The sequence below is a fragment of the Streptomyces sp. NPDC047000 genome (assembly GCF_040644295.1).
Classification (GTDB): domain Bacteria; phylum Actinomycetota; class Actinomycetes; order Streptomycetales; family Streptomycetaceae; genus Streptomyces.
In genome coordinates, this window is the sequence record NZ_JBEYWE010000013.1 from 172,444 (window position 1) to 192,054 (window position 19,611).

A 19,611-nucleotide genomic window follows, 5' to 3' on the forward strand; every position below is an offset into this window, starting at 1 on the left:
CTGGAGAGACGATGACCCAGGCCACGCGGGCGGGCAGCCCGTCCGCCGCCCCCCATGTCGCCGACAGCCACGATCTGATCCGGGTGCACGGAGCGCGCGAGAACAATCTCAAGGACGTCAGCATCGAGATCCCCAAGCGCCGGCTGACGGTGTTCACCGGGGTGTCGGGCTCGGGCAAGAGCTCGCTGGTGTTCGACACCGTCGCGGCGGAGTCGCAGCGGCTGATCAACGAGACGTACAGCGCGTTCGTCCAGGGTTTCATGCCCACGTCGGCCCGGCCCGACGTCGACGTGCTCGACGGGCTGACGACCGCGATCATCGTCGACCAGCGGCGCATGGGCACCGACCCGCGCTCCACCGTCGGCACCGCCACCGACGCCGACGCGATGCTGCGCATCCTGTTCAGCCGGCTCGGCAGGCCGTACATCGGCTCGCCCAAGGCGTTCTCCTTCAACGTCGCCTCGATCAGCGGGGCGGGAGCGGTCACCGTCGAGCGGGCCGGGCGGACCGTGCGGGAGCGGCGCAGCTTCAGCGTCACCGGCGGCATGTGCCCGCGCTGCGAGGGCCGGGGCACGGTCACCGACATCGACCTGACGCAGCTCTACGACGCGGACAAGTCGCTCGACGAGGGCGCGCTCGTCATCCCCGGCTACAGCATGGACGGCTGGTACGGCCGTATCTACCGGGGCTGCGGCTTCTTCGACCCGGGCAAGCCGATCAGCAGGTTCACCCGGAGGGAACTGCACGACCTGCTGCACAGGGAACCCGTCAAGATCAAGGTCGACGGCGTCAATCTGACCTACGAGGGGCTGATCCCGAAGATCCGCAAGTCGATGCTCTCCAAGGACGTCGACACGCTCCAGCCGCACGTCCGGGCGTTCGTGGAGCGGGCGATGACGTTCACGGTCTGCCCGGAGTGCGGCGGGACCCGGCTCAGTGAGGCGGCCCGGTCGTCGAAGATCGCGGGGGTCAGCATCGCCGACGTCTGCGCGATGCAGATCAGCGACCTCGCCGCGTGGGTGCGCGGGCTCGACGAGCCGTCGGCCGGGCCGCTGCTGACGGCGCTGGGCGGGACCCTGGACTCCTTCACGGAGATCGGGCTCGGCTATCTGTCGCTGAACCGGCCCGCGGGCACGCTGTCCGGCGGTGAGGCGCAGCGCACCAGGATGATCCGGCATCTCGGTTCCTCGCTCACCGACACGACGTACGTCTTCGACGAACCGACCATCGGTCTGCACCCGCACGACATCCAGCGGATGAACGGCCTGCTGCTGCGGCTGCGGGACAAGGGGAACACAGTGCTCGTCGTGGAGCACAAGCCGGAGACGATCACGATCGCCGACCATGTCGTGGACCTGGGTCCCGGCGCGGGCACCGCGGGCGGGACGGTGTGCTTCGAGGGCACGGTGGAGGGGCTGCGGACCAGCGGCACCGTCACCGGGCGGCACTTCGACGACCGGGCGAGGCTCAAGGAGTCGGTGCGCGAGCCCACCGGGACCCTGGAGATCCGCGGGGCGACGGCCAACAACCTGCGGAACGTCGACGTGGACGTACCGCTCGGGGTGCTCACCGTCGTCACCGGGGTCGCCGGGTCCGGCAAGAGCTCCCTCGTCCACGGGTCGATCCCGGCCGGGGCGGGGGTGGTGTCGGTGGACCAGGGCGCGATCCGCGGCTCACGGCGCAGCAACCCGGCGACGTACACGGGGCTGCTGGAACCGATCCGCAAGGCGTTCGCCAAGGCCAACGGTGTGAAGCCGGCCCTGTTCAGCGCGAACTCCGAGGGCGCCTGCCCCCACTGCAACGGTGCCGGGGTGATCTACACCGACCTGGCGATGATGGCGGGGGTCGCCACCGTCTGCGAGGTGTGCGAGGGCCGCCGGTTCGACGCGTCGGTGCTGGAGCACCGGTTCGGCGGGCGGGACATCAGCGAGGTGCTGGCGATGCCGGTGAGCGAGGCGCTCGGGTTCTTCGGCGCCGGTGAGACGCACGTACCGGCGGCGCACCGGATCCTGGGGCGTCTCGCCGACGTCGGGCTCGGTTACCTCAGCCTCGGGCAGCCCCTCACCACCCTGTCGGGGGGTGAGCAGCAGCGGCTCAAGCTGGCCACGCACATGGCGGAGAAGGGCGGTGTGTACGTCCTCGACGAGCCGACGGCCGGTCTGCACCTCGCGGACGTCGAGCAGTTGCTCGGGCTGCTGGACCGGCTGGTCGACTCGGGCAAGTCGGTGATCGTGGTCGAGCATCACCAGGCGGTCATGGCGCACGCCGACTGGATCATCGACCTGGGTCCGGGTGCGGGCCACGACGGCGGGCGGGTGGTCTTCGAGGGGACGCCGGCCGACCTGGTCACCGGACGCCCGACGCTGACGGGCGAGCATCTGGCGGCTTACGTCGGTGGGTGACGCCGTCACGGGGACGCGGGGCGGCCCGGCTCAGCGCACCTGGTCGTAGCGGCCCAGGAAGCGGAAGACGCCCTTCTCGACACGGTAGAGGAAGCTCGTCCGCTGCGGGTCCATCAGGTGGGTGCCGTCCCTCGAGAAGGAGATGGACTTGGCCACCCCGTCGTACGTGGTCCGGAAGAGGCGTTCGGTGACCTGTCCGTGCTCGATGACGGTGGCCGGGGCGAGGGCGGTGGCGGCGCGGGCGATCAGGCCGACGGCGTCGTACGCCTCGGCGGACCAGCGGCCGGGGGCGGTGTCGTAGCGCGCCCGATGAGCCGAGGTGAACGCCTTGGCGGCCTTGGTCCTCGCCGACTGCGGCTGGGTGAAGGGCGCGCCGAACACCCAGTCCTCGGCAGCCTTTCCGGCCGCGGTGAGGAAGGCCGGGTCCATCACGGAGTCGATGGTGGCCTTCGCCCCGGTGAAGCGTGCCGCGGCCAGCGCGCGGGCGCAGGCGGCCGCGCGCTCCGGCGAGGTGCCGGCGTAGACGACGGCCTGCGGCCGGGTCGCCAGGGCCCGGGCGACGGCCGGGCCGAAGTCGTCGGTGTCCGCGGCCGTCCGGTGGACGGTGACGGTGCCCTGGTGGGGCGGCACGCTGCTCAGCTCCTGGGCGACGCTGCGGGCCGTCCCGCCCGCCGCCCCGTCCTCGACCACCGCGGTACGGGTGCTGGGGTGGTTCACGGTCAGGTACGAGAGCAGAGGCAGGCACCGCGAGTCGTCAGACGTCCGTGTCACGCACAGCGAGCGCAGCCGGACGAGGGACAGCCCCGCCGCGTCGTTGTCGACCGACACCAGCACCACGGGCATGGCGGCGGCGCAGTAGAGGGGTACGGCGGCCGCGGCGGCGGTGGCCGTGGTGGGGCCGATGACCGCCAGGACGGACGGCCGCGCCAGCAGCCCGCGAGCCGTGTCGCGGGCACGGGTGGCGTCGCCCCGGTCGTCGTGGACGGTCAGTGCGAGGTGGAAGGCGGCGTCGGCGCGGGCGTTGTGGGCGGCGACGGCGAGCCGCGCGCCGCGCTCCTGTGCCTTCCCCACCGCCTTCTGGGCACCCGTCAGGTCCGCGTGCAGGGCTATGGTGCGGGTCGGCACGGCACGTTGCCCGCTGCCCGTCGTGGCGTTGCGGCGGGTGAGCAGGACGGTGGCCGCGCCGCCGGAGACGGCCAGCACGGCGGCCGTCGAGCCGCCGACGGCGAGGACACGGCGACGCGACGGTCCACGCGCGTCGTCCACGGCGGGCCGCCCGGTGCGGGGCGGCGGATCGAGAGCGCGGGCGGAGCGTTCGGCGACGAGACGGAGCACGGCGGGTGGCAGCCAGTCGCCCTCAGCCGGCGGCGGGAGACGGACCTCGCGGCGCGGATCCGTGAGGTGGTCGTCGGGGCCGGAATCCTCGGGACGGTCCTCGACCGCGGAGTCCGCAGCACCGGGCACCCGGCGCGGATCCCCCGGACGGCCTTCGTCCGCGGGGGACGGGGCGGTGCTGGTGGTGAGCGCACGGTGGAGTGCGGTCGCCGTGGGGCGCAGGACGGGATCCTTGGCGAGGCAGGCCACGATCAGCTCGCGCAGCGCCGGCGGCAGTCGGCCGAGGCCGGTGAGGTCGGGCGGTTCGTGCACGGTGCGGTACAGCACGGCGGCCGGTTCGCCGGTGCCGAACGGGCGGCGTCCGGTGGCGGCGTGGACGAGGACGCAGCCCAGCGAGAACATGTCGCTCGCCGGCCCCACCACGCCGCCGTGGGTGCGGGCCTGCTCCGGGGAGAGATAGCCGGGGGTACCGACCACCGCGTCGTGCGCGGTGAGCGCGGTCACGGCGGCGTCCTTCGCGATGCCGAAATCGATCAGGCGGGGCCCGTCGGGAACGAGCAGGATGTTCGCGGGTTTGACGTCCCTGTGCACCAGCTCCACGGCGTGGAGTTCCGCCAGCGCCTCGGCCAGCCGGGCACCGAGCCCGACGACCGTGGAGACGGGCAGGGGCCCGAGCGCGTCCACCGCCTCGGCCAGCGAGGGACCGGGCACGAACGCCGTGGCCAGCCAGGGCTCACGCGCCTCCGTGTCAGCGGCGGTCACCGCAACCACCCAGCGGCCGGTCAGCCCGGTCGCGAGGCGTACCTCGCGGCGGAACCGGGCACGGAAGGCGGGATCGGCGGCGTACCCGGCGCGGATCACCTTCAGGGCGACCGGCGTCCCCTCGGCCGTACGGGCCAGATAGACCGTGCCCATGCCGCCCGCGCCGAGACGGGCGACCAGCCGGTGCCCACCCAGGCTCTCGGGGTCCTCGGCCCGCAGTGCCCGCATCCCGCCGCTCCCGTTCCCTTTCCCGTCCCTGCCGGCCTTGTCCTCTGCCGGTCAGCCGGCCAGGTCGACCGGGCCGACGTGGACGAAGCGCCCCTTCTCGACCCGGTAGAGCTGGACCAGCCGGGTCACGAGCTGCTTGTTCTCATCGAAGACGTACACGCCGGCCAGGCCCCGGTACTTCGCACGGGCGAGGGCCTCGGTGACCTGGGCGCGGCTGGGCCGGCCGCCCTGTCCTGCGAGCGCGGTCAGCCGGTCGGCGACCAGCCCGGCGACGTCGTAGGCCTCGGCCGCCCAGGTTCCCGGGGCGACGCCGTAGCGCTTGCGGTAGGCGGTGCTGAAGGAGTGCAGGCCCTTGTCGGCCGGGTCGAGATAGGAGGTCAGGACCTGCCAGCCTTCGGCGGCGGTGCCCGCGGCGGAGAGGAACGCGGAAGTGGCGGACAGGGCGTCGACGAACCGGGGGCCCGTGAAGTCCCGTGCGGCCAGCGCACGGGCGAGCGACGCGGCGCGCTCGGGGGTGCCGCAGTAGTAGAACCCGTCGACGCCATGGTCGAGCATGTCGGGTACGACAACGGTCACATCGGGAGCCAGGCTGGGTACGACACGGGAGTACAGGGCCGCGAAACGGCCGCGGGCAGCACTGTGGGTGACGGTGACGAGCTCCATGCCGATGGTCCCGCCCGCGCGGTCGACCAGCAGCCCCGGGTGGCGGCTGCCCTGTGCCTTCAGGGACGTCACAGTACCGAAGGCGGTGTACGCGGCGAGCGGCGCGGCCCTGAAGTACCGCTTGGGCTCGGCCAGCAGGGTCGCGTGCGTGGCGGAGTCGGAGAGTTCGGACACGGTCAGCACCGGCATCCCCGCGTTCTCGTAGACCTCCAGGGCGCCGAGGGCCGAGGTGTATCCGGTGGGACCGAGTACGGCGAGCACGTCGCGGTCGGCGACCAGCTGCCGGGCGGCGGAACGGGCCCGGGCGAGGTCTCCGCGGTCGTCCTTCACCCGCAGGACGAGAGAGAACGGCTTGTCCCCACGCGCGTTGAACCGGTCGACCGCGAGCCGCACCGCCCTCGCCTGTGTCGTACCGGAGTCCTTGTAGGGGCCGCTGAGGTCTGCCTGGACGCCGAGGACTCTGGTGCGGGCTGTGGTCGTCCCCGCCGCTCCTCCGTCGCCGTCGTCGCGCAGCACCGTCCACAGGGCGCCGCCGCCGGCAGCGAGCAGGGCCGCGCCGCCCCCGGCCAGAGCGAGCACCCGGCGGCGGCCCGGCCGCCCGGAACCCGTGTCGTCGGCGGGGGTGCCGTCTGGACTGCCGGACGCCTCGGTCGGTTCGATGCCGGGCAGGGCGAGCAGCCGCGCCGAGCGGTCGGCGACCATGCGGACCACCGTGTCGGGGAGCCAGTCGATGGACCCGGCGGGGGTGTCCTCCACCAGCCCTGCGTCGATCGCGGTGAGGGCGGGTCTGTCCTCGGGATCCTTGGCGAGGCAGTGTTCCAGCAGGTCACGGAGTTCACCGTCGGCGACACCGGCGAGGTCGGGCGTGTCGTGAACAGTGCGATAGAGCAGTGCATCGGCGGCGCCGGTGCCGAACGGCGGGTGTCCGGTGGCCGCGTAGGCCAAGACGCAGCCCAGTGAGAACACGTCGCTCGCCGGGCCGACGGGCAGTGCCCGCGCCTGTTCCGGAGAGAGGAATCCGGGGGTACCCACGACCACGCTGTCCGAGGTGAGCTCGGTCTCGTCGGCGGCGGTGGGCCGGGCGATGCCGAAGTCGATCAGCCGGGGGCCGTCCAGGGCGAGAAGGACGTTGCCCGGTTTGACGTCCCGGTGCACGAGTCCGTTCCCGTGCACGGCCTCCAGGGCCCGGGCGAGAACCTTGCCCAGGACCCGCACCACCCGTGGCGGCAGAGGCCCGCATTCCATGACGGCCTCGGCAAGGGAGGGGCCGGGGACGAACGCGGTGGCCAGCCAGGGTGCCGGGGCCTCCGTATCGGCGTCCAGGACCCGCACCACCCACGGGCTGTCCACACCCCGCGCGGAGGCAGCCTCTCGGCGGAAGCGGGCACGGAACTCCTCCTGCCCGGCGAACTCCGGTTGGATCACCTTCACCGCGGCGAGTTCCCCGGCCGCTGTCCGGGCCAGATAGACCACGCCCATGCCACCCGCACCGAGACGTCCGAGGAGCCGGTGGCCGCCGAGCCGGGAGGGATCGGCGGGAAGCAGCCGTTCCATCACGCACCGTCCTTCGTGGCAGGCGGGACGGGGGTGCCCGTCGCGTCCTTCACACCCGGTGCGACGGTCTCGGTACCGGACGGGCCGGGCGACGTCTCCGCTGCCTTGCCGCCGAGGGCGCCCGGCGGCCCGACCTCGTTCTGTACCCGCACCAGCATCGTGGGCAGCACATGGTCGAAGAGAGCGGTCAGTTCCGCCTCGGTCCAGCCCCGGCCCCCGCACACCGAGGTGCTGGTCACCACGGGACCCAGCAGCATCTGCTGCCACCAGTAGGGATAGGGGCCTCCGTCGGTGTCGCTGACGCACTTGCCGGTCTCCAGCAGCGAGTCGTCGGAGTCGACGTTGTTGCCCTCGCCGTAGGCGAGGGCCAGGGAGACGAGCCCGGTGAGGCGCTCTCCCTGTCTCTGGGTCTGCTCATCGCAGACGAGCGCCTCCTGGAGCATCTCGGCCTGCCCCCAGGCCGCGGCGAGTGCGCTGCGGTGCACCGTGACCGTCGCCGTCAGCCGTACCCGGCCCCTGCCGGCAGACGCGGGCACCTCAAAGCGGCGGGTGCGGGTGGCCAGTACGTCTTCGGGCAGCGGATCGAGCCGCCACAGGCAGTCCTCCCCCAGCACCGCCAGCCGTGAGCGATCACGCTCGTACGGGGTCCCCCTGCGCACCCCGGCACCGAACAGGTCGGGGCCCGCGATGACCCTGGCGATCAGCGCCTCGGCCTGCGCGGCGGTCCTCGGCGTTTTCGCCGGACCGCTCCCGGCGCCCGCCGTGGCGCCGGGCGAGGATCCGGCGGAGGAGGCGCTCCCGCTCGCGGCGGATGCCGTGGACCCGGTGGCCGGAGTCCTGCCGCCGTGCCTGCCGTCCGAACCATCCGTGCATCCCACGAGCAGGGTCCCGCACACCGCGAGCACGCCGCTCATCCGCAGTGTTCTCGCATGTGTCACAACAGTGTCCTCCCCCTCGACCCCCTGCACCCCGCCGGGTCCGGGCCGCACGACCGCCTCATGCCTCTAGCGATGCGCCCGGCGCACCGAATGGTTCCCACGCCGAGATGCACACCGAACTCACCGGCGACGCACAGGAGCGCCCCGATCGTACCGTCGGTCACACCAACCTGCCGTATTGAAAGGCCAGTTCGAAACCCCAGGATGCCGTTTCCGTCCGACCGACCGGCCGGCGGCCGCGATTCACGTGAGCATGATCACGTCACCGCGATACGTTCCGGCCAGGCCGAGGCGCACGGGGATCACGCGGCCCCCTCCCGCACGACCGGCAGCCCGGCCAGCTTCCACTCCAGCATCCCTTCGGCCAGCCGCACCGCGCGCCGGCCGCGGGCGTGCAGCAGCCGGACGGCGTCGTGGGCGAGGACACAGTAGGCACCCCGGCAGTAGGCCACCACCTCGGTGTCGGCGGGCAGTTCGGCGACACGCCCGGCGAGTTCGGCGAGCGGGACGGAGAGCGCGCCGGGAATGTGCCCGGCGGCGTACTCCTCGGCCGGGCGTACGTCGAGGACGACGACCTCGCCGGAGGCGGCGCGGGCGAGGAGGTCTTCGCGGCCCACCTCCTCGGCGTCGGCGGGGCCGAGATAGGCGGCCCGGGCGGGCTCCACGGCCTCCTGGTGGGCCTGGGCGACCTGGCGCAGCAGGGCGTAGAGGGCGGCGACGTCGTCACCGGCCAGCCGGTAGTGGATGCGTACGCCCTCGCGGCGGGTGGTGACCAGGCCGGCCTGTCTCAGGGTCTGCAGATGGGCCGAGGCGGTCGTCAGGTTCAGCCCGGCGGCACGGGCGAGGGCGTCGACCGGGCGTTCGCCCTGGGCCAGCAGGTCGAGCAGTTCCAGTCGCTTTCCGCTGCTCAGGGCCTTGCCGGTACGGGCGAAGGCGTCGTACAGCGCCGCCTTGCGCGTGATGTCTCCCATGGGCTGCCTCCCGGTGCGCGGTCCGTCCCGCGGCCGGCGGCGGCCCGGCCCGGGTGTCACCCGCGTATCTTATTCCATAAATCCATGGAATATTGTAGAGACCGGGGGGGTGCTGAAGCGATCCGCACCCCCGGACCCCCTGGACCCGCCGCGCCCCGCACCCGCCGGACCCGCCGCACCCTCCGGGGACCGGGCCGCACCGAAGGAGACCGCGTGACCACCGAGACCGCCCCCGCTCACGGCCTGCGGCTCGGGCTGCGCGCCAATCTGGCCCAGTTCGGCCTGCTCGTCGCCGTCAACGCCCTGGTGGGCGGCATGCTCGGCCAGGAGCGCGTCGTGCTGCCGCTGCTCGCGGGCCGGGTCTTCCACCTCTCCGCGTACACGGCGGCCCTGACGTACATCGTCGCGTTCGGCGCCACCAAGGCGGTCACCAATTTCTTCGCCGGCACCCTCTCCGACCGCTACGGCCGCAAGCCGGTGCTGGTCGCGGGCTGGCTGTTCGCGCTGCCGGTGCCGCTGTTGCTGATCTGGGCACCCGCCTGGGGCTGGGTCGTCGCCGCCAATGTGCTTCTCGGCGTCAACCAGGGCCTGACCTGGTCGACCACCGTCATCATGAAGATCGACCTGGTCGGTCCGGCCCGCCGGGGACTGGCGATGGGGATCAACGAGGCGGCGGGCTACGTCGCCCTCGCCGCCACCGCCGTGGCCACCGGGACCATCGCCGCGCACGCCGGACTGCGCCCCGAACCGTTCTTCCTGGGCATCGCCTACGCCGCCCTCGGCCTGGGCCTGTCCTCCCTCGTCGTCCGCGAGACCCGGGACCACGCCCGTCTCGAAGCGGCCGCCCAGGTGTCCGCCGCCCGCCCGGACCACCACAAGGACCTCACCACCGGCCGGATCGCCTGGATCACCAGCGCCCGCGACAAGGCGCTGTCGGCCGCCAGCCAGGCCGGTATGGCCAACAATCTCAACGACGCCCTGGCCTGGGGCGTCTTCCCGCTGCTCTTCGCCTCCCACGGCCTGTCCGTCGCCCGCATCGGTCTCCTCGGAGCCCTCTACCCGGCCGTGTGGGGCTTCGGCCAGCTGTTCACCGGCTGGTGGTCGGACCGGATCGGCCGCAAGCACCTCATCACCGCCGGGATGCTGCTGCAGGCCCTGGCCATCGCCGTGGTCGCCACGGGCGGCACCTTCGGCGTCTGGGCGCTCGCCCAGGTCCTGCTGGGCCTCGGCACCGCCCTGGTGTACCCGACCCTGCTCGCCGTCATCGGTGACGTGGCCCATCCCGCGTGGCGGGCCCGCGCGGTCGGCGTCTACCGCCTGTGGCGCGACGGCGGCTTCGCCGAGGGCGCCCTGCTGGCGGGCGTACTGGCCGATGCGTACGGCCTCACCACGGCCGTCTGGGCGGTCGCGGCCCTCACGGCGGCGTCGGGCCTGGTGGTTGCCGTACGCATGTACGAAACCCACCCGCGGCCGGTGGCGGAGGCCTGACCGGCCCCCGCCCCGTTCCCGCCCGTGTCCGCGTCACATGGGCCAGCCCACCTCCGGCCAGGTGACGCCCGCGCCCTCCGTCGCGCCGTGGTCCTCGATGCCGTCCTCCGCGGTGGCGAGCAGCCGGCGGGCCAGGTCGTGCAGGGCGCGGCCTGCCGCCAGCTCGTCGCCGATCTCCGGGACGTCGCTGTCGGCGGGGTTGCGGCGGGCGGTGCCCGTGCCGGTCACGGAGCCGGTTTTGGTGTCCAGGACCACCCGCGCCTTCGTCGTGCCCTCGTCCTCGTCCTCGGCGAGGTAGAGGTGGAGCCGCCACTCCTTGGCGTGGGTGGTGTGGGTGGCGTAGGGGGTGTCCGGGGTGCGGTGCATCATGGTCTCCTCTCCTCCAGTTCCCTGCGGGTCCGCTCCGTCAGTGCCGTCAGGCCCGGGGAGCTCTCCGCACGGAGCGGTACCGGCCCGCGGACGCGCCGCGCGTCCGCCGGCAGGGCGGCCAGGTCGTCGGCGCACCGCCGGACGCACTCGGGCAGCGTGGCGCGGGGCCCGGTGCGGCGGCCGTCGCGCATCAGGGTCTCCAGCAGCGGCACGGCGCCGTCGGGCGCGGGCTCGTCCGCGAGGGCGATCACGTCCGGGCGGCCCGGGCGGCGGTACACCTGCTTGCGGCCGGGGGCCGTCACCTTCGCCGTGGACAGTTTCATCATGGGCGCACCGTCGTACTCGACCAGTTTGTAGGCCGAGTCGAGGAACGGCGCGTCGGCCGACACGCCGACGCGGGTGCCGACGGCGTACACGTCGACCGGGGCCCGGGAGGCGACCAGGTCGTGCACGGCGTACTCGTCGAGGCCGCCGCTGGCGACGATGCGGACGTCCGGCAGCCCGGCCGCGTCGAGGAGGGCGCGGGCACGCAGGGCGAGGGCGCCGAGGTCGCCGCTGTCGAGCCGTACCGCCGAGCCGGGGCCCCGGTCCAGGTCGCGCAGCACGCGGGCGGCGGCGCGTACGCCGCTCTCCGTGTCGTAGGTGTCGACGAGGAGGGTCACCGGGCCCGGGTGGCAGCGGGCGAAGGCGCGGAACGCGTCCTCCTCGCTGCCGAACGCCTCCACGTACGAGTGGGCCATCGTGCCGACGGCGGGGATCGCCTCGGCGACGGCGGCGGCCACGTTGCTGGTGCCCGCGAAGCCGGCGAGCGCGCCGAGGCGGGCAGCCTGGTGTCCGGCCCCGGGGCCGTGGGTGCGGCGCAGCGAGAAGTCGACGACCGGGTGCCCGCGGGCGGCGAGGACGCAGCGGGCGGCCTTCGAGGCGATCGCCGTCTGGTGGCTGACCTGGTTGAGCAGATACGTCTCGACGAGCTGTGCCTGCGGCAGCGGCGCCGTGACCTCGAGCAGCGGTTCACCGGCCGACACGAGCCGGCCCTCGGGCACCGCCCGTACCGTGCCGGTGAACTCCAGGCCGAGAAGGGGTTCCAGCGCGCGCTCGGGACGGTGCAGCGCGGCGGCGAAGTCGGCCACGTCCTGCGGGGTGACGCGGAAGGAGGACAGGTGGTCGAGCGAGGACTCCACGCCCGCGGCCACCAGGAAGCCCCGGTCGGGCGGCAGGGCGCGGACGAACAGGTCGAAGGCCGCGGGGCGGGTCATCGACTCGCGCAGGTACGACATCACCATCGTGACCTCGTAGAGGTCCGTGGTGGTCACCTCGGACATCGGGGTCACCTCCTCGCCCGCGGGCCCCGTCCGGCCGAGACCGGTCGTGTCCCCTCTCATCGTCCGCCCTGTCGTCCCCGCAGGTCACGGGGCCGAACGTCCCGCACCGCCCGGCGGGCGCCACCGGGGACCGGACGGACCCCGGTCACCCGGACCGGGAGACAGGACGTTCGGCCCTGTCGCGGGCCGCCGTACGGGCGGATGGTCAAAACAGGCCCACCGGGAAGGGGGTCGCCATGTCCTGGGAGACGATCCGCAAGGACAGCACTCCGCGCGTCCCGCCCCACCTGGACGACTACGACAAGACGTGTGCCGGCTTCTCGTGGTCCGCCGTCCGCGACCGGCTGGACGGGCTGCCCGGGGAACGCGGTCTCAACATCGCCCACGAGGCCGTCGACCGGCATGTGGCGCACGGCCGGGGCGCGGCGGTCGCGCTGCGGTGCGTGGCGCGCGACGACTCGGTGACGTCGGTGACGTACGCCGGACTGGCCCGTTCCACGGCCCGGTTCGCGAATGTGCTGCGCACCCTCGGCACCGGCCGGGGCGAGCGGGTGGTGACGCTGCTGGGGCGGTGCCCCGAGCTGTACACCGTGGTCCTCGGCACCCTCAAGAACGCCGCCGTCCTGTGCCCGCTGTTCTCCGCGTTCGGGCCCGATCCGGTGGCACGGCGGATGCGGCTGGGTGAGGCGCGGGTGCTGGTCACCACGGCCGAGCTGTACCGCAGGAAGGTCGCCGCGCAACGGGCCGGACTGCCGGCGCTGCGGCATGTGCTGATCATCGGCGGCGGGACGGAGGAACTGCCGGACACGTTGTCGTACGAGACGCTGATGGCCGCCGCGTCGGACGAGTTCACCGTTCCGCCGACGTCCCCGGACGACATGGCGCTGCTGCACTTCACCAGCGGCACCACGGGCACCCCGAAGGGCGCCGTGCACGTCCACGAGGCGGCCGTCGCCCACTACGCGACCGCGGAGTACGCCCTCGATCTGCACCCGGACGACGTGTACTGGTGCACCGCCGACCCCGGCTGGGTCACCGGCATGTCGTACGGGATCGTCGCGCCGCTGATGCACGGGGTGACGGTCGTGGTCGACGAGGGCGACTACGACGCCCGCCGCTGGTACCGCATCCTCGCCGAGCAGCGGGTCACCGTCTGGTACACCGCCCCGACCGCCCTGCGGATGCTGATGCGGACGACGCCGCGCACCGGACCGTACGACCTGCCCGCCTCCTACGACCTCTCCGCCCTGCGTTTCGTCGCGTCGGTCGGCGAGCCGCTCAACCCGGAGGCGGTGCTGTGGGGGCGGGACGTGCTGGGGCTTCCGGTGCACGACAACTGGTGGCAGACCGAGACCGGCGCCATCATGATCGCGAACTTCGCGGGCTGCGAGATCCGCCCGGGTTCGATGGGGCGCCCGCTGCCCGGGGTGGAGGCCACGGTGCTGCGGCGCGGCGAGGACGGCCGCGCGGCGGTGACCGACGGCCGGGTCACCGAGCTGACGGAGCCCGGCGGGGAGGGCGAACTGGCGCTGCGGCCGGGCTGGCCGTCGATGTTCCGCGTCTATCTGAACGAGCCGGAGCGCACCGCGGCGGCGTTCGCGGGCGGCTGGTACCTCACCGGTGACCTCGTCCGGCGCGACGCCGACGGCTGGTACTGGTTCGTCGGGCGCGCCGACGACGTCATCAAGTCGGCCGGGCACCTCATCGGGCCGTTCGAGGTGGAGAGCGCGCTGATGGAGCATCCGGCGGTCGCCGAGGCGGGGGTGATCGGACGGCCCGACCCGGTCGCCGGGAACGTCGTGAAGGCGTTCGTCAGCCTGCGGCCGGGTTTCGAGGCGAGCGAGGACACCCGGTTCGAGCTGGTGGCCTTCGCCCGGCGGCGGCTCGGTCCGGCCGTCGCGCCCCGCGAGATCGCCTTCGACCAGCATCTGCCCCACACCCGCAGCGGCAAGGTGATGCGCCGGCTGCTGCGGGCCCGTGAGCTGGGCCTGCCCGAGGGCGACATCTCGACCCTGGAGGGCCCGGTCCCGGAGAGCGCGATTCCCGACGGCACGATCCCGGACGGCACGGTCCCGGACGGCGCCGCCCCGCAGGGCCCTGCCGCGGCGCGGCCCGCCCCGGACGGAACGGAGGCGTCCCCATGAGCACCACCGACACCCCGCGCAAGGCCAAGGGGCGGACCGGCAGGGCCAAGGCCCCGGCGAAGCGGCCGACGGCGGCGCACGAACTCGCGCTGCTGGCCTCCATGCTGCTCATCCGCCGCTTCGAGGAGCGCTGCGTCGAGCTGTACAGCGCGGCCCGCATCCGCGGCTTCATGCACCTCTACATCGGCGAGGAGGCCGTGGCCGTCGGGGTGAACGAGGCGCTCACCGAGCAGGACGCGGTCGTGTCGACGTACCGCGAGCACGGTCACGCGCTGGCCCGCGGCGTTCCCGCCGACGCGATCATGGCGGAGATGTTCGGCAAGGTCACCGGCTGCAGCCGGGGCCGCGGCGGCTCCATGCACCTGTTCGACGCGCGGCGCCGTTTCTACGGCGGCAACGCCATCGTCGGCGGCGGGCTGCCGCTCGCGGCGGGGCTCGCGCTCGCCGACCGGATGACCGGCCGCGACCGCGTCACCTGCTGCTTCTTCGGCGACGGCGCGTTCGCCGAGGGCGAGTTCCACGAGACGGCCAACCTCGCCGCGCTGTGGCGTCTGCCGCTGCTGCTGGTCTGCGAGAACAACCGGTACGCCATGGGCACCGCGCTGGAGCGCCACGAGGCGCAGACCGATCTGGCGATGCGCGCGGCGTCGTACGGCATGGTGTCGTGGGCCGTCGACGGCATGGACGTCCTCGCCGTCGAGGACGCGGCGCGGCGCGCGGCCGAGGGGGTGCGGGCCGGGACCGGGCCGCACTTCCTGGAGCTGCGCACCTACCGCTTCCGCGCCCACTCGATGTACGACCCGGACCGCTACCGCGACAAGGCCGAGATCGAGCGGTGGAAGGAGCGCGACCCCATCGAACGGCTGACCGCGCGGCTGCGCGGGCACGGGGAGCTGACCGGCGAGGCGCTGGCCGCGCTGGAGGAGCGTGTGCACACCGAGATCGAGGCGGCGGTGGAGAGCGCCGAACAGGCCCCCGAGGAGCCCGTCGGGGATCTGCTGCGGTTCGTCACCAGCCCGGTGGAGGAGGCGAGTTGACCATGTCGTCCACATCGTCCACGTCGTCCGTGTCGTCCAGGCCGTCGGCACGGGCCGCCCCGGCCTCCGCCGCGGGCACCGCGGGAGCCACCGGGCGGAAGACCACCTACCGGGAGGCCCTGCGCGAGGCCTTGCGCGAGGCCCTGCGCGCCGACGAGCGGGTGTTCCTCATGGGTGAGGACGTCGGCAGGTACGGCGGCTGCTTCGGCGTCAGCCTGGGCCTGCTGGAGGAGTTCGGGCCCGAGCGGATACGGGACGCCCCGCTGTCGGAGTCGGCGTTCGTCGGCGCCGGGATCGGCGCGGCGCTCGCGGGCATGCGGCCGATCGTCGAGATCATGACGGTCAACTTCAGCCTGCTGGCCCTCGACCAGATCCTCAACAACGCCGCGACGCTGCTGCACATGTCGGGCGGCCAGCTGCCGGTCCCGGTCGTGATCCGGATGACCACCGGCGCCGGACGCCAGCTCGCCGCGCAGCACTCGCACAGCCTCGAGGGCTGGTACGCGCACATCCCCGGTCTGCGGGTGCTGGCCCCGGCGACGATCACCGACGCCCGCCACATGCTCGCCCCCGCGCTCGCCGACCCCGACCCGGTGCTGGTCTTCGAGCACGCCGGGCTCTACAACGCCTCCGGCGACCTCCCCGACGACGCCGGTCCCGTCGATCTCGACCACGCGGCGGTCCGCCGCCCCGGCACGGACGTCACCCTGATCACCTACGGCGGTTCCCTGCCCAAGACGCTGGCCGCCGCGGACGACCTCGCGGCCGCCGGCGTCAGCGCGGAGGTCGTCGACCTGCGCACCCTGCGTCCCCTGGACGACGCGACGCTCACCGCGTCGGTCGGGCGCACGCACCGTGCCGTCGTCGTGGACGAGGGCTGGCGCAGCGGCAGCCTCTCCGCGGAGATCTCCGCCCGCCTCACCGAGCGGTGCTTCTACGACCTCGACGCGCCCGTCGAGCGGGTGTGCAGCGCCGAGGTGCCCATGCCGTACGCGCGGCGGCTGGAGCAGGCCGCGCTGCCGCAGGTGGGCGGCATCGTCGCGGCGGCGCGGCGGGCCGTCGGACCGGCTCCGTACACCCTCGGGGCGGGTCCCGTGTCCGAGGGGGAGGGGAAGGCGGCGGTGTGACATGGCCGAGTTCACGATGCCCTCCCTGGGCGCCGACATGGAGCAGGGGCTGCTGCTGGAGTGGCTCGTCGGTCCGGGCGACCGGGTGGCCAGGGGCGACGTGGTGGCGGTGGTCGAGACCGACAAGGCGGCCATCGAGGTGGAGTGCTTCGACTCGGGAACGGTGGACCGGCTCCTCGTCGAACCGGGCACCCGGGTGCCGGTGGGCACCCCGCTCGCGATGATCACCGCCGGAGCGCCTGCCGACGGGAACGGGGCGGAACCCCGGCCCGCCACCGCCCCGCCGACGCCCCCCGCCCCCTCGGTGGCACCCGTACCGCACCCGGCCGCGGGCCCGGCCGCCGCCCCGGTTCTCCCCCCGCCGCCCGTCTCCGCTCCCCCGCCGCCCCCGCCCGCCCCGGCCCTGACCCCGGCGGCCCCGGTCCGCCGGATCCCTGCCGGTGCCGGGCCGCTGGTGCGGCATCTGGCCGAGGTGCGCGGGGTCGATCTCGGTGCCGTGCACGGCACCGGACGAGGCGGCAGGATCACCCGCGCCGATGTGGAGCACGCCCCGTCCGGGGCCCCGCCCCGGGTGCGGGCCACGCCGTACGCCCGGCGGGTCGGGTACGCGCTCGGTGTGGACCTGGCCCCGCTGCACGGCACCGCGGACGGCGGGGCCGTACGCGCGGCGGACGTCCACGCGGCCGCACGCGCACCCGCCCGCGCCGAGCCGGAGCAGCCGTCCCGTCCGGAGCCGGAGCGGCCCTCCCCCACCGCTCCCGGGCCCGCGCCCGCACGGGGCGCCGCCTCCGCCGAGGAGCGCGGCAGCGCGATGCGGCGGGCCGTCGGGGAGCTGATGAGCCGTTCCAAGAAGGAGATCCCGCACTACTACCTGGCCACGACGATCGATCTGGCGGCCGCCCAGGAGTGGCTGCACCGGCGCAACCGCGGGCGGCCGCCCTCCGACCGGCTGGTGCCCGCGGCGCTGCTGCTGAAGTCCGCAGCCCTCGCCGCGCACACGGTCCCGCAGCTCAACGGCTTCTGGCAGGACGGGGAGTTCGCGCCCGGTGCCGGGGTGCACCTCGGGGTCGCCGTGTCGCTGCGCGGCGGCGGGCTGCTCGCGCCGGTGATCCGCGACGCCGACACGCGCCCGCCCGAGGAGCTGATGGCGGCGCTCAAGGACCTCGTCCAGCGGGCCCGGCTGGGGCGGCTGCGCGGCAGTGAGGTGTCCGGCGCGACGCTCACCGTCACCAGTCTGGGCGAGCAGGGCGTGGAATCCGTGTTCGGGGTGATCTATCCGCCGCAGGTGGCGCTGGTCGGCTTCGGCGCGGTCGTGGAGCGGCCCTGGGCCACGGGCGGCCTGCTCGGGGTGCGCCCCGTGGTCACCGCCACCCTGTCCGCCGACCACCGGGCCAGCGACGGCGCCGTGGGGGCCCGCTACCTCACGGCCGTCGACCGGCTGCTGCAGAGACCGGAGGAGCTGTGAACCAGATGAAACCGCTCAGCGACACCGACGCCAGGCGCGCCGTCGAGGAGTGCGTCAGGAGGATCGTCCCGGACGCCGACTTCGGCCGGGTCGGCCCGGACGACCGGTTCCGGGACGTGCTGGAGCTGGACTCGCTGGATTTCCTCAGTCTGGTGGAGCTGCTCTCGGCCCGCACCGGCGTACGGATCGACGAGGACGACTATCCCGAGCTGACCACCCTGGCCGGCACCGTGCGGTTCCTGACGGACCGGACGGCGGCGAAGACCCCGGGGGCCACGGAGAACCCGGCGGCCACGGGGAACGAGAGGACGAGGAGCGCGCGATGACCATCGGAGGCGACTGGTACAACGAGGTCGGCTCGCACATGACGATCACGGCCGACCCGACCGGCGGCATCAGGGGCGGCTACGTCTCGGCCAAGGGCCACGCCATGGGCACGTACCCGCTGGTCGGACGCTACGACACCGCCGCGCTGGCGGACCACGGGACCACGGTCGGCTGGACGGTGGCCTGGCACAACGCCGGCACCGACGCGGGGTCGGTGACGAGCTGGAGCGGCCAGTACTACGGCGACGGGGACGGCGGGGGCGGCGAGCGGATCTGTGTCACCTGGCTGCTCACCGCGTCGGCGAACGCCGCGAACACCTGGGAGGCGACGGCCGTCGGACAGGACGTGTTCACCCGTACGGCACCGGCGCGCACCGGCTGACCGCACACGGCCGAAGGGCTGCGGAAACCTGCCGGAGCCCCTGGGCCGCCGGAAGCCGCCGGGCCCGCCGGACACTCGGAGGAGTGCTCGGCGGGCCCGGCGGCTTCCGTGGGAGCGGCGCGGTCCGGCGGGTCCGGACGCGGGCTCAGAGCCGGGTGAGGTGGTCGACGACGTCGGCGACGTCCGGGATCTCGGCCACCTCCGCCGTCAGCCGCTCCACGAGGTCCGCCGCGAGCGCGCCGCTGAGGGTGACCACACCGTTGCGTACGTCCACGTCCACGGGCTCCACGGGCTCGGGGCCGGTCCCGAGCAGGTCGGTGAGCACCCGGGAGACGACCTCCGCCCTGATGGCGTCGTCGTCGCGGACCAGGGCCTGCAGCAGTTCGCTGCGGCTGACGACGCCCGCCAGCCTGCCCTTGTGGTCGGTCACGTAGATCTGCCGGATCCGGGAGTGGGAGGCCGTGCGCGCCGCGTCGAGCACGCTGGTCCAGGGGTGGACGGTCAGCGCGGGCGAGGTCATCAGGGTGGCCGCCGTGCCGCCCGCCTCCTCGTCCCGGTGCCGCCGGCCGAACAGCTTCCCGAACGCGCCGGGCCGTTCGTCCGCGGCGAGGGACGCGGCCCGTGCGAGCAGGTCGGACTCCGCGATCACGCCGACGACGCGCTCCTCCTCGTCCACCACGGGCGCGGCGCCGATCTGCTCGCGGGCCAGCATCCGGGCGACGTCGAGGAACGGCGTGTCGGCGGAGATCCCGGTCGCGGCGCGCCGCATGACGTACCGGACCTGGAGTTCGGGGACGGGGGTCGGGGGAAGGGTGACGGTCCGTCCGGTCCGGCCGCCCCCGGCCTCCTCCTCGCGGGCCGCCGCCTCCGCCGAGTGGGAGGCCATGGCCTGCAGATAGCGCACCATCAGATTCTGGCGGAACTCGTCATCGGGCTTCGGGGCGTACCCCGGCACCGCCCGGCGGGCCTCCACCGACGCCGCACCGGATTCCCGCGCGTCCTGGCCGACCATGGCAACCTCCGGCGATGAGCTGAGAAGTCTCCGTATCCACCGTCTCTCGCCCGGCCGCGGTCCGCACGGGGCCGCACGGTCCGTG

The 19,611-nt window shown here is 74.0% G+C and carries 15 protein-coding genes; 8 read left to right on the forward strand and 7 right to left on the reverse strand.

What is annotated here, in order from left to right; all coding sequences use genetic code 11:
- Positions 1-11 precede the first annotated feature (11 nt).
- Positions 12-2,402: an excinuclease ABC subunit UvrA gene (locus ABZ862_RS21805; RefSeq protein WP_360960466.1), complete on the forward strand. Its 2,391-nt coding sequence runs from the start codon at positions 12-14 to the stop codon at positions 2,400-2,402.
- Between the two features lie 30 nt (positions 2,403-2,432).
- Here ABZ862_RS21805 and ABZ862_RS21810 read toward each other — a convergent pair whose 3' ends face one another.
- The 4 genes from ABZ862_RS21810 to ABZ862_RS21825 all read right to left on the reverse strand — a co-directional run bounded on the left by ABZ862_RS21810 (position 2,433) and on the right by ABZ862_RS21825 (position 8,853).
- On the reverse strand, positions 2,433-4,727 hold the full coding sequence (locus ABZ862_RS21810; RefSeq protein WP_360960468.1) for a bifunctional serine/threonine-protein kinase/ABC transporter substrate-binding protein: 2,295 nt from the start codon (positions 4,725-4,727) through the stop codon (positions 2,433-2,435).
- A gap of 51 nt (positions 4,728-4,778) precedes the next feature.
- Complete coding sequence (locus ABZ862_RS21815; RefSeq protein WP_360960470.1) at positions 4,779-6,944, reverse strand: bifunctional serine/threonine-protein kinase/ABC transporter substrate-binding protein; 2,166 nt, start codon at positions 6,942-6,944, stop codon at positions 4,779-4,781.
- The gene (locus tag ABZ862_RS21820; RefSeq protein WP_360960472.1) at positions 6,944-7,882 is read right to left on the reverse strand and encodes a hypothetical protein; all 939 of its coding nucleotides are present in this window, start codon (positions 7,880-7,882) and stop codon (positions 6,944-6,946) included. Before ABZ862_RS21820 ends, ABZ862_RS21815 begins: the two co-directional genes overlap by 1 nt.
- Positions 7,883-8,184: 302 nt before the next feature.
- Positions 8,185-8,853: a metalloregulator ArsR/SmtB family transcription factor gene (locus ABZ862_RS21825; RefSeq protein WP_360960474.1), complete on the reverse strand. Its 669-nt coding sequence runs from the start codon at positions 8,851-8,853 to the stop codon at positions 8,185-8,187.
- Positions 8,854-9,066: 213 nt separating this feature from the next.
- On the opposite strand from ABZ862_RS21825, the gene ABZ862_RS21830 reads away from it, so the two are divergent.
- A complete protein-coding gene (locus ABZ862_RS21830; RefSeq protein ID WP_360960476.1) occupies positions 9,067-10,341 on the forward strand; it encodes an MFS transporter in 1,275 nt (424 codons plus the stop codon).
- Positions 10,342-10,374: 33 nt separating this feature from the next.
- Here the strand turns inward: ABZ862_RS21830 and ABZ862_RS21835 are convergent, their stop codons facing one another.
- Together ABZ862_RS21835 and ABZ862_RS21840 are read right to left on the reverse strand one after the other, a co-directional pair.
- A complete protein-coding gene (locus ABZ862_RS21835; RefSeq protein ID WP_360960478.1) occupies positions 10,375-10,710 on the reverse strand; it encodes a DUF1876 domain-containing protein in 336 nt (111 codons plus the stop codon).
- Positions 10,707-12,032, reverse strand: coding sequence for a nicotinate phosphoribosyltransferase (locus ABZ862_RS21840; RefSeq protein WP_360960480.1), 1,326 nt, complete (start codon positions 12,030-12,032; stop codon positions 10,707-10,709). The genes ABZ862_RS21835 and ABZ862_RS21840 overlap by 4 nt, the downstream gene beginning before the upstream one ends.
- A gap of 236 nt (positions 12,033-12,268) precedes the next feature.
- Between ABZ862_RS21840 and acsA the strand changes: the two genes are divergently transcribed.
- The 6 genes from acsA to ABZ862_RS21870 are packed head-to-tail and all read left to right on the forward strand — an operon-like array spanning position 12,269 to position 18,514.
- Positions 12,269-14,176, forward strand: coding sequence for an acetate--CoA ligase (gene acsA, locus ABZ862_RS21845; RefSeq protein WP_360960482.1), 1,908 nt, complete (start codon positions 12,269-12,271; stop codon positions 14,174-14,176).
- Entirely contained in the window at positions 14,173-15,213 is a 1,041-nt protein-coding gene (pdhA, locus tag ABZ862_RS21850) for a pyruvate dehydrogenase (acetyl-transferring) E1 component subunit alpha (RefSeq protein WP_360960483.1), read from the forward strand. The genes acsA and pdhA overlap by 4 nt, the downstream gene beginning before the upstream one ends.
- A gap of 2 nt (positions 15,214-15,215) precedes the next feature.
- A complete protein-coding gene (locus tag ABZ862_RS21855) occupies positions 15,216-16,340 on the forward strand; it encodes an alpha-ketoacid dehydrogenase subunit beta (RefSeq protein ID WP_360960485.1) in 1,125 nt (374 codons plus the stop codon).
- Between the two features lies 1 nt (position 16,341).
- Positions 16,342-17,805: a dihydrolipoamide acetyltransferase family protein gene (locus tag ABZ862_RS21860; protein WP_360960487.1), complete on the forward strand. Its 1,464-nt coding sequence runs from the start codon at positions 16,342-16,344 to the stop codon at positions 17,803-17,805.
- Positions 17,806-17,810: 5 nt separating this feature from the next.
- Complete coding sequence (locus tag ABZ862_RS21865; protein WP_360960489.1) at positions 17,811-18,131, forward strand: acyl carrier protein; 321 nt, start codon at positions 17,811-17,813, stop codon at positions 18,129-18,131.
- Complete coding sequence (locus ABZ862_RS21870; protein WP_360960491.1) at positions 18,128-18,514, forward strand: avidin/streptavidin family protein; 387 nt, start codon at positions 18,128-18,130, stop codon at positions 18,512-18,514. The genes ABZ862_RS21865 and ABZ862_RS21870 overlap by 4 nt, the downstream gene beginning before the upstream one ends.
- Positions 18,515-18,659: 145 nt before the next feature.
- On the opposite strand, the gene ABZ862_RS21875 is transcribed toward ABZ862_RS21870, so the two are convergent.
- On the reverse strand, positions 18,660-19,526 hold the full coding sequence (locus ABZ862_RS21875; RefSeq protein ID WP_360960493.1) for a CBS domain-containing protein: 867 nt from the start codon (positions 19,524-19,526) through the stop codon (positions 18,660-18,662).
- Between the last annotated feature and the right edge of the window lie 85 nt (positions 19,527-19,611).

Bases quoted from the DNA above. Each gene is read 5' to 3' on its own strand.
- ABZ862_RS21840 (WP_360960480.1), bottom strand. From the start codon at position 12,032: ATGTCCGAGGTGACCACCACGGACCTCTACGAGGTCACGATGGTGATG.
- ABZ862_RS21865 (WP_360960489.1), top strand. From the start codon at position 17,811: ATGAAACCGCTCAGCGACACCGACGCCAGGCGCGCCGTCGAGGAGTGC.
- ABZ862_RS21855 (WP_360960485.1), top strand. From the start codon at position 15,216: ATGTCGTCCACATCGTCCACGTCGTCCGTGTCGTCCAGGCCGTCGGCA.
- ABZ862_RS21810 (WP_360960468.1), bottom strand. From the start codon at position 4,727: ATGCGGGCACTGCGGGCCGAGGACCCCGAGAGCCTGGGTGGGCACCGG.
- ABZ862_RS21860 (WP_360960487.1), top strand. From the start codon at position 16,342: ATGGCCGAGTTCACGATGCCCTCCCTGGGCGCCGACATGGAGCAGGGG.
- ABZ862_RS21875 (WP_360960493.1), bottom strand. From the start codon at position 19,526: ATGGTCGGCCAGGACGCGCGGGAATCCGGTGCGGCGTCGGTGGAGGCC.
- ABZ862_RS21825 (WP_360960474.1), bottom strand. From the start codon at position 8,853: ATGGGAGACATCACGCGCAAGGCGGCGCTGTACGACGCCTTCGCCCGT.
- ABZ862_RS21870 (WP_360960491.1), top strand. From the start codon at position 18,128: ATGACCATCGGAGGCGACTGGTACAACGAGGTCGGCTCGCACATGACG.
- ABZ862_RS21835 (WP_360960478.1), bottom strand. From the start codon at position 10,710: ATGATGCACCGCACCCCGGACACCCCCTACGCCACCCACACCACCCAC.
- acsA (WP_360960482.1), top strand. From the start codon at position 12,269: ATGTCCTGGGAGACGATCCGCAAGGACAGCACTCCGCGCGTCCCGCCC.
- ABZ862_RS21805 (WP_360960466.1), top strand. From the start codon at position 12: ATGACCCAGGCCACGCGGGCGGGCAGCCCGTCCGCCGCCCCCCATGTC.
- pdhA (WP_360960483.1), top strand. From the start codon at position 14,173: ATGAGCACCACCGACACCCCGCGCAAGGCCAAGGGGCGGACCGGCAGG.
- ABZ862_RS21815 (WP_360960470.1), bottom strand. From the start codon at position 6,944: ATGGAACGGCTGCTTCCCGCCGATCCCTCCCGGCTCGGCGGCCACCGG.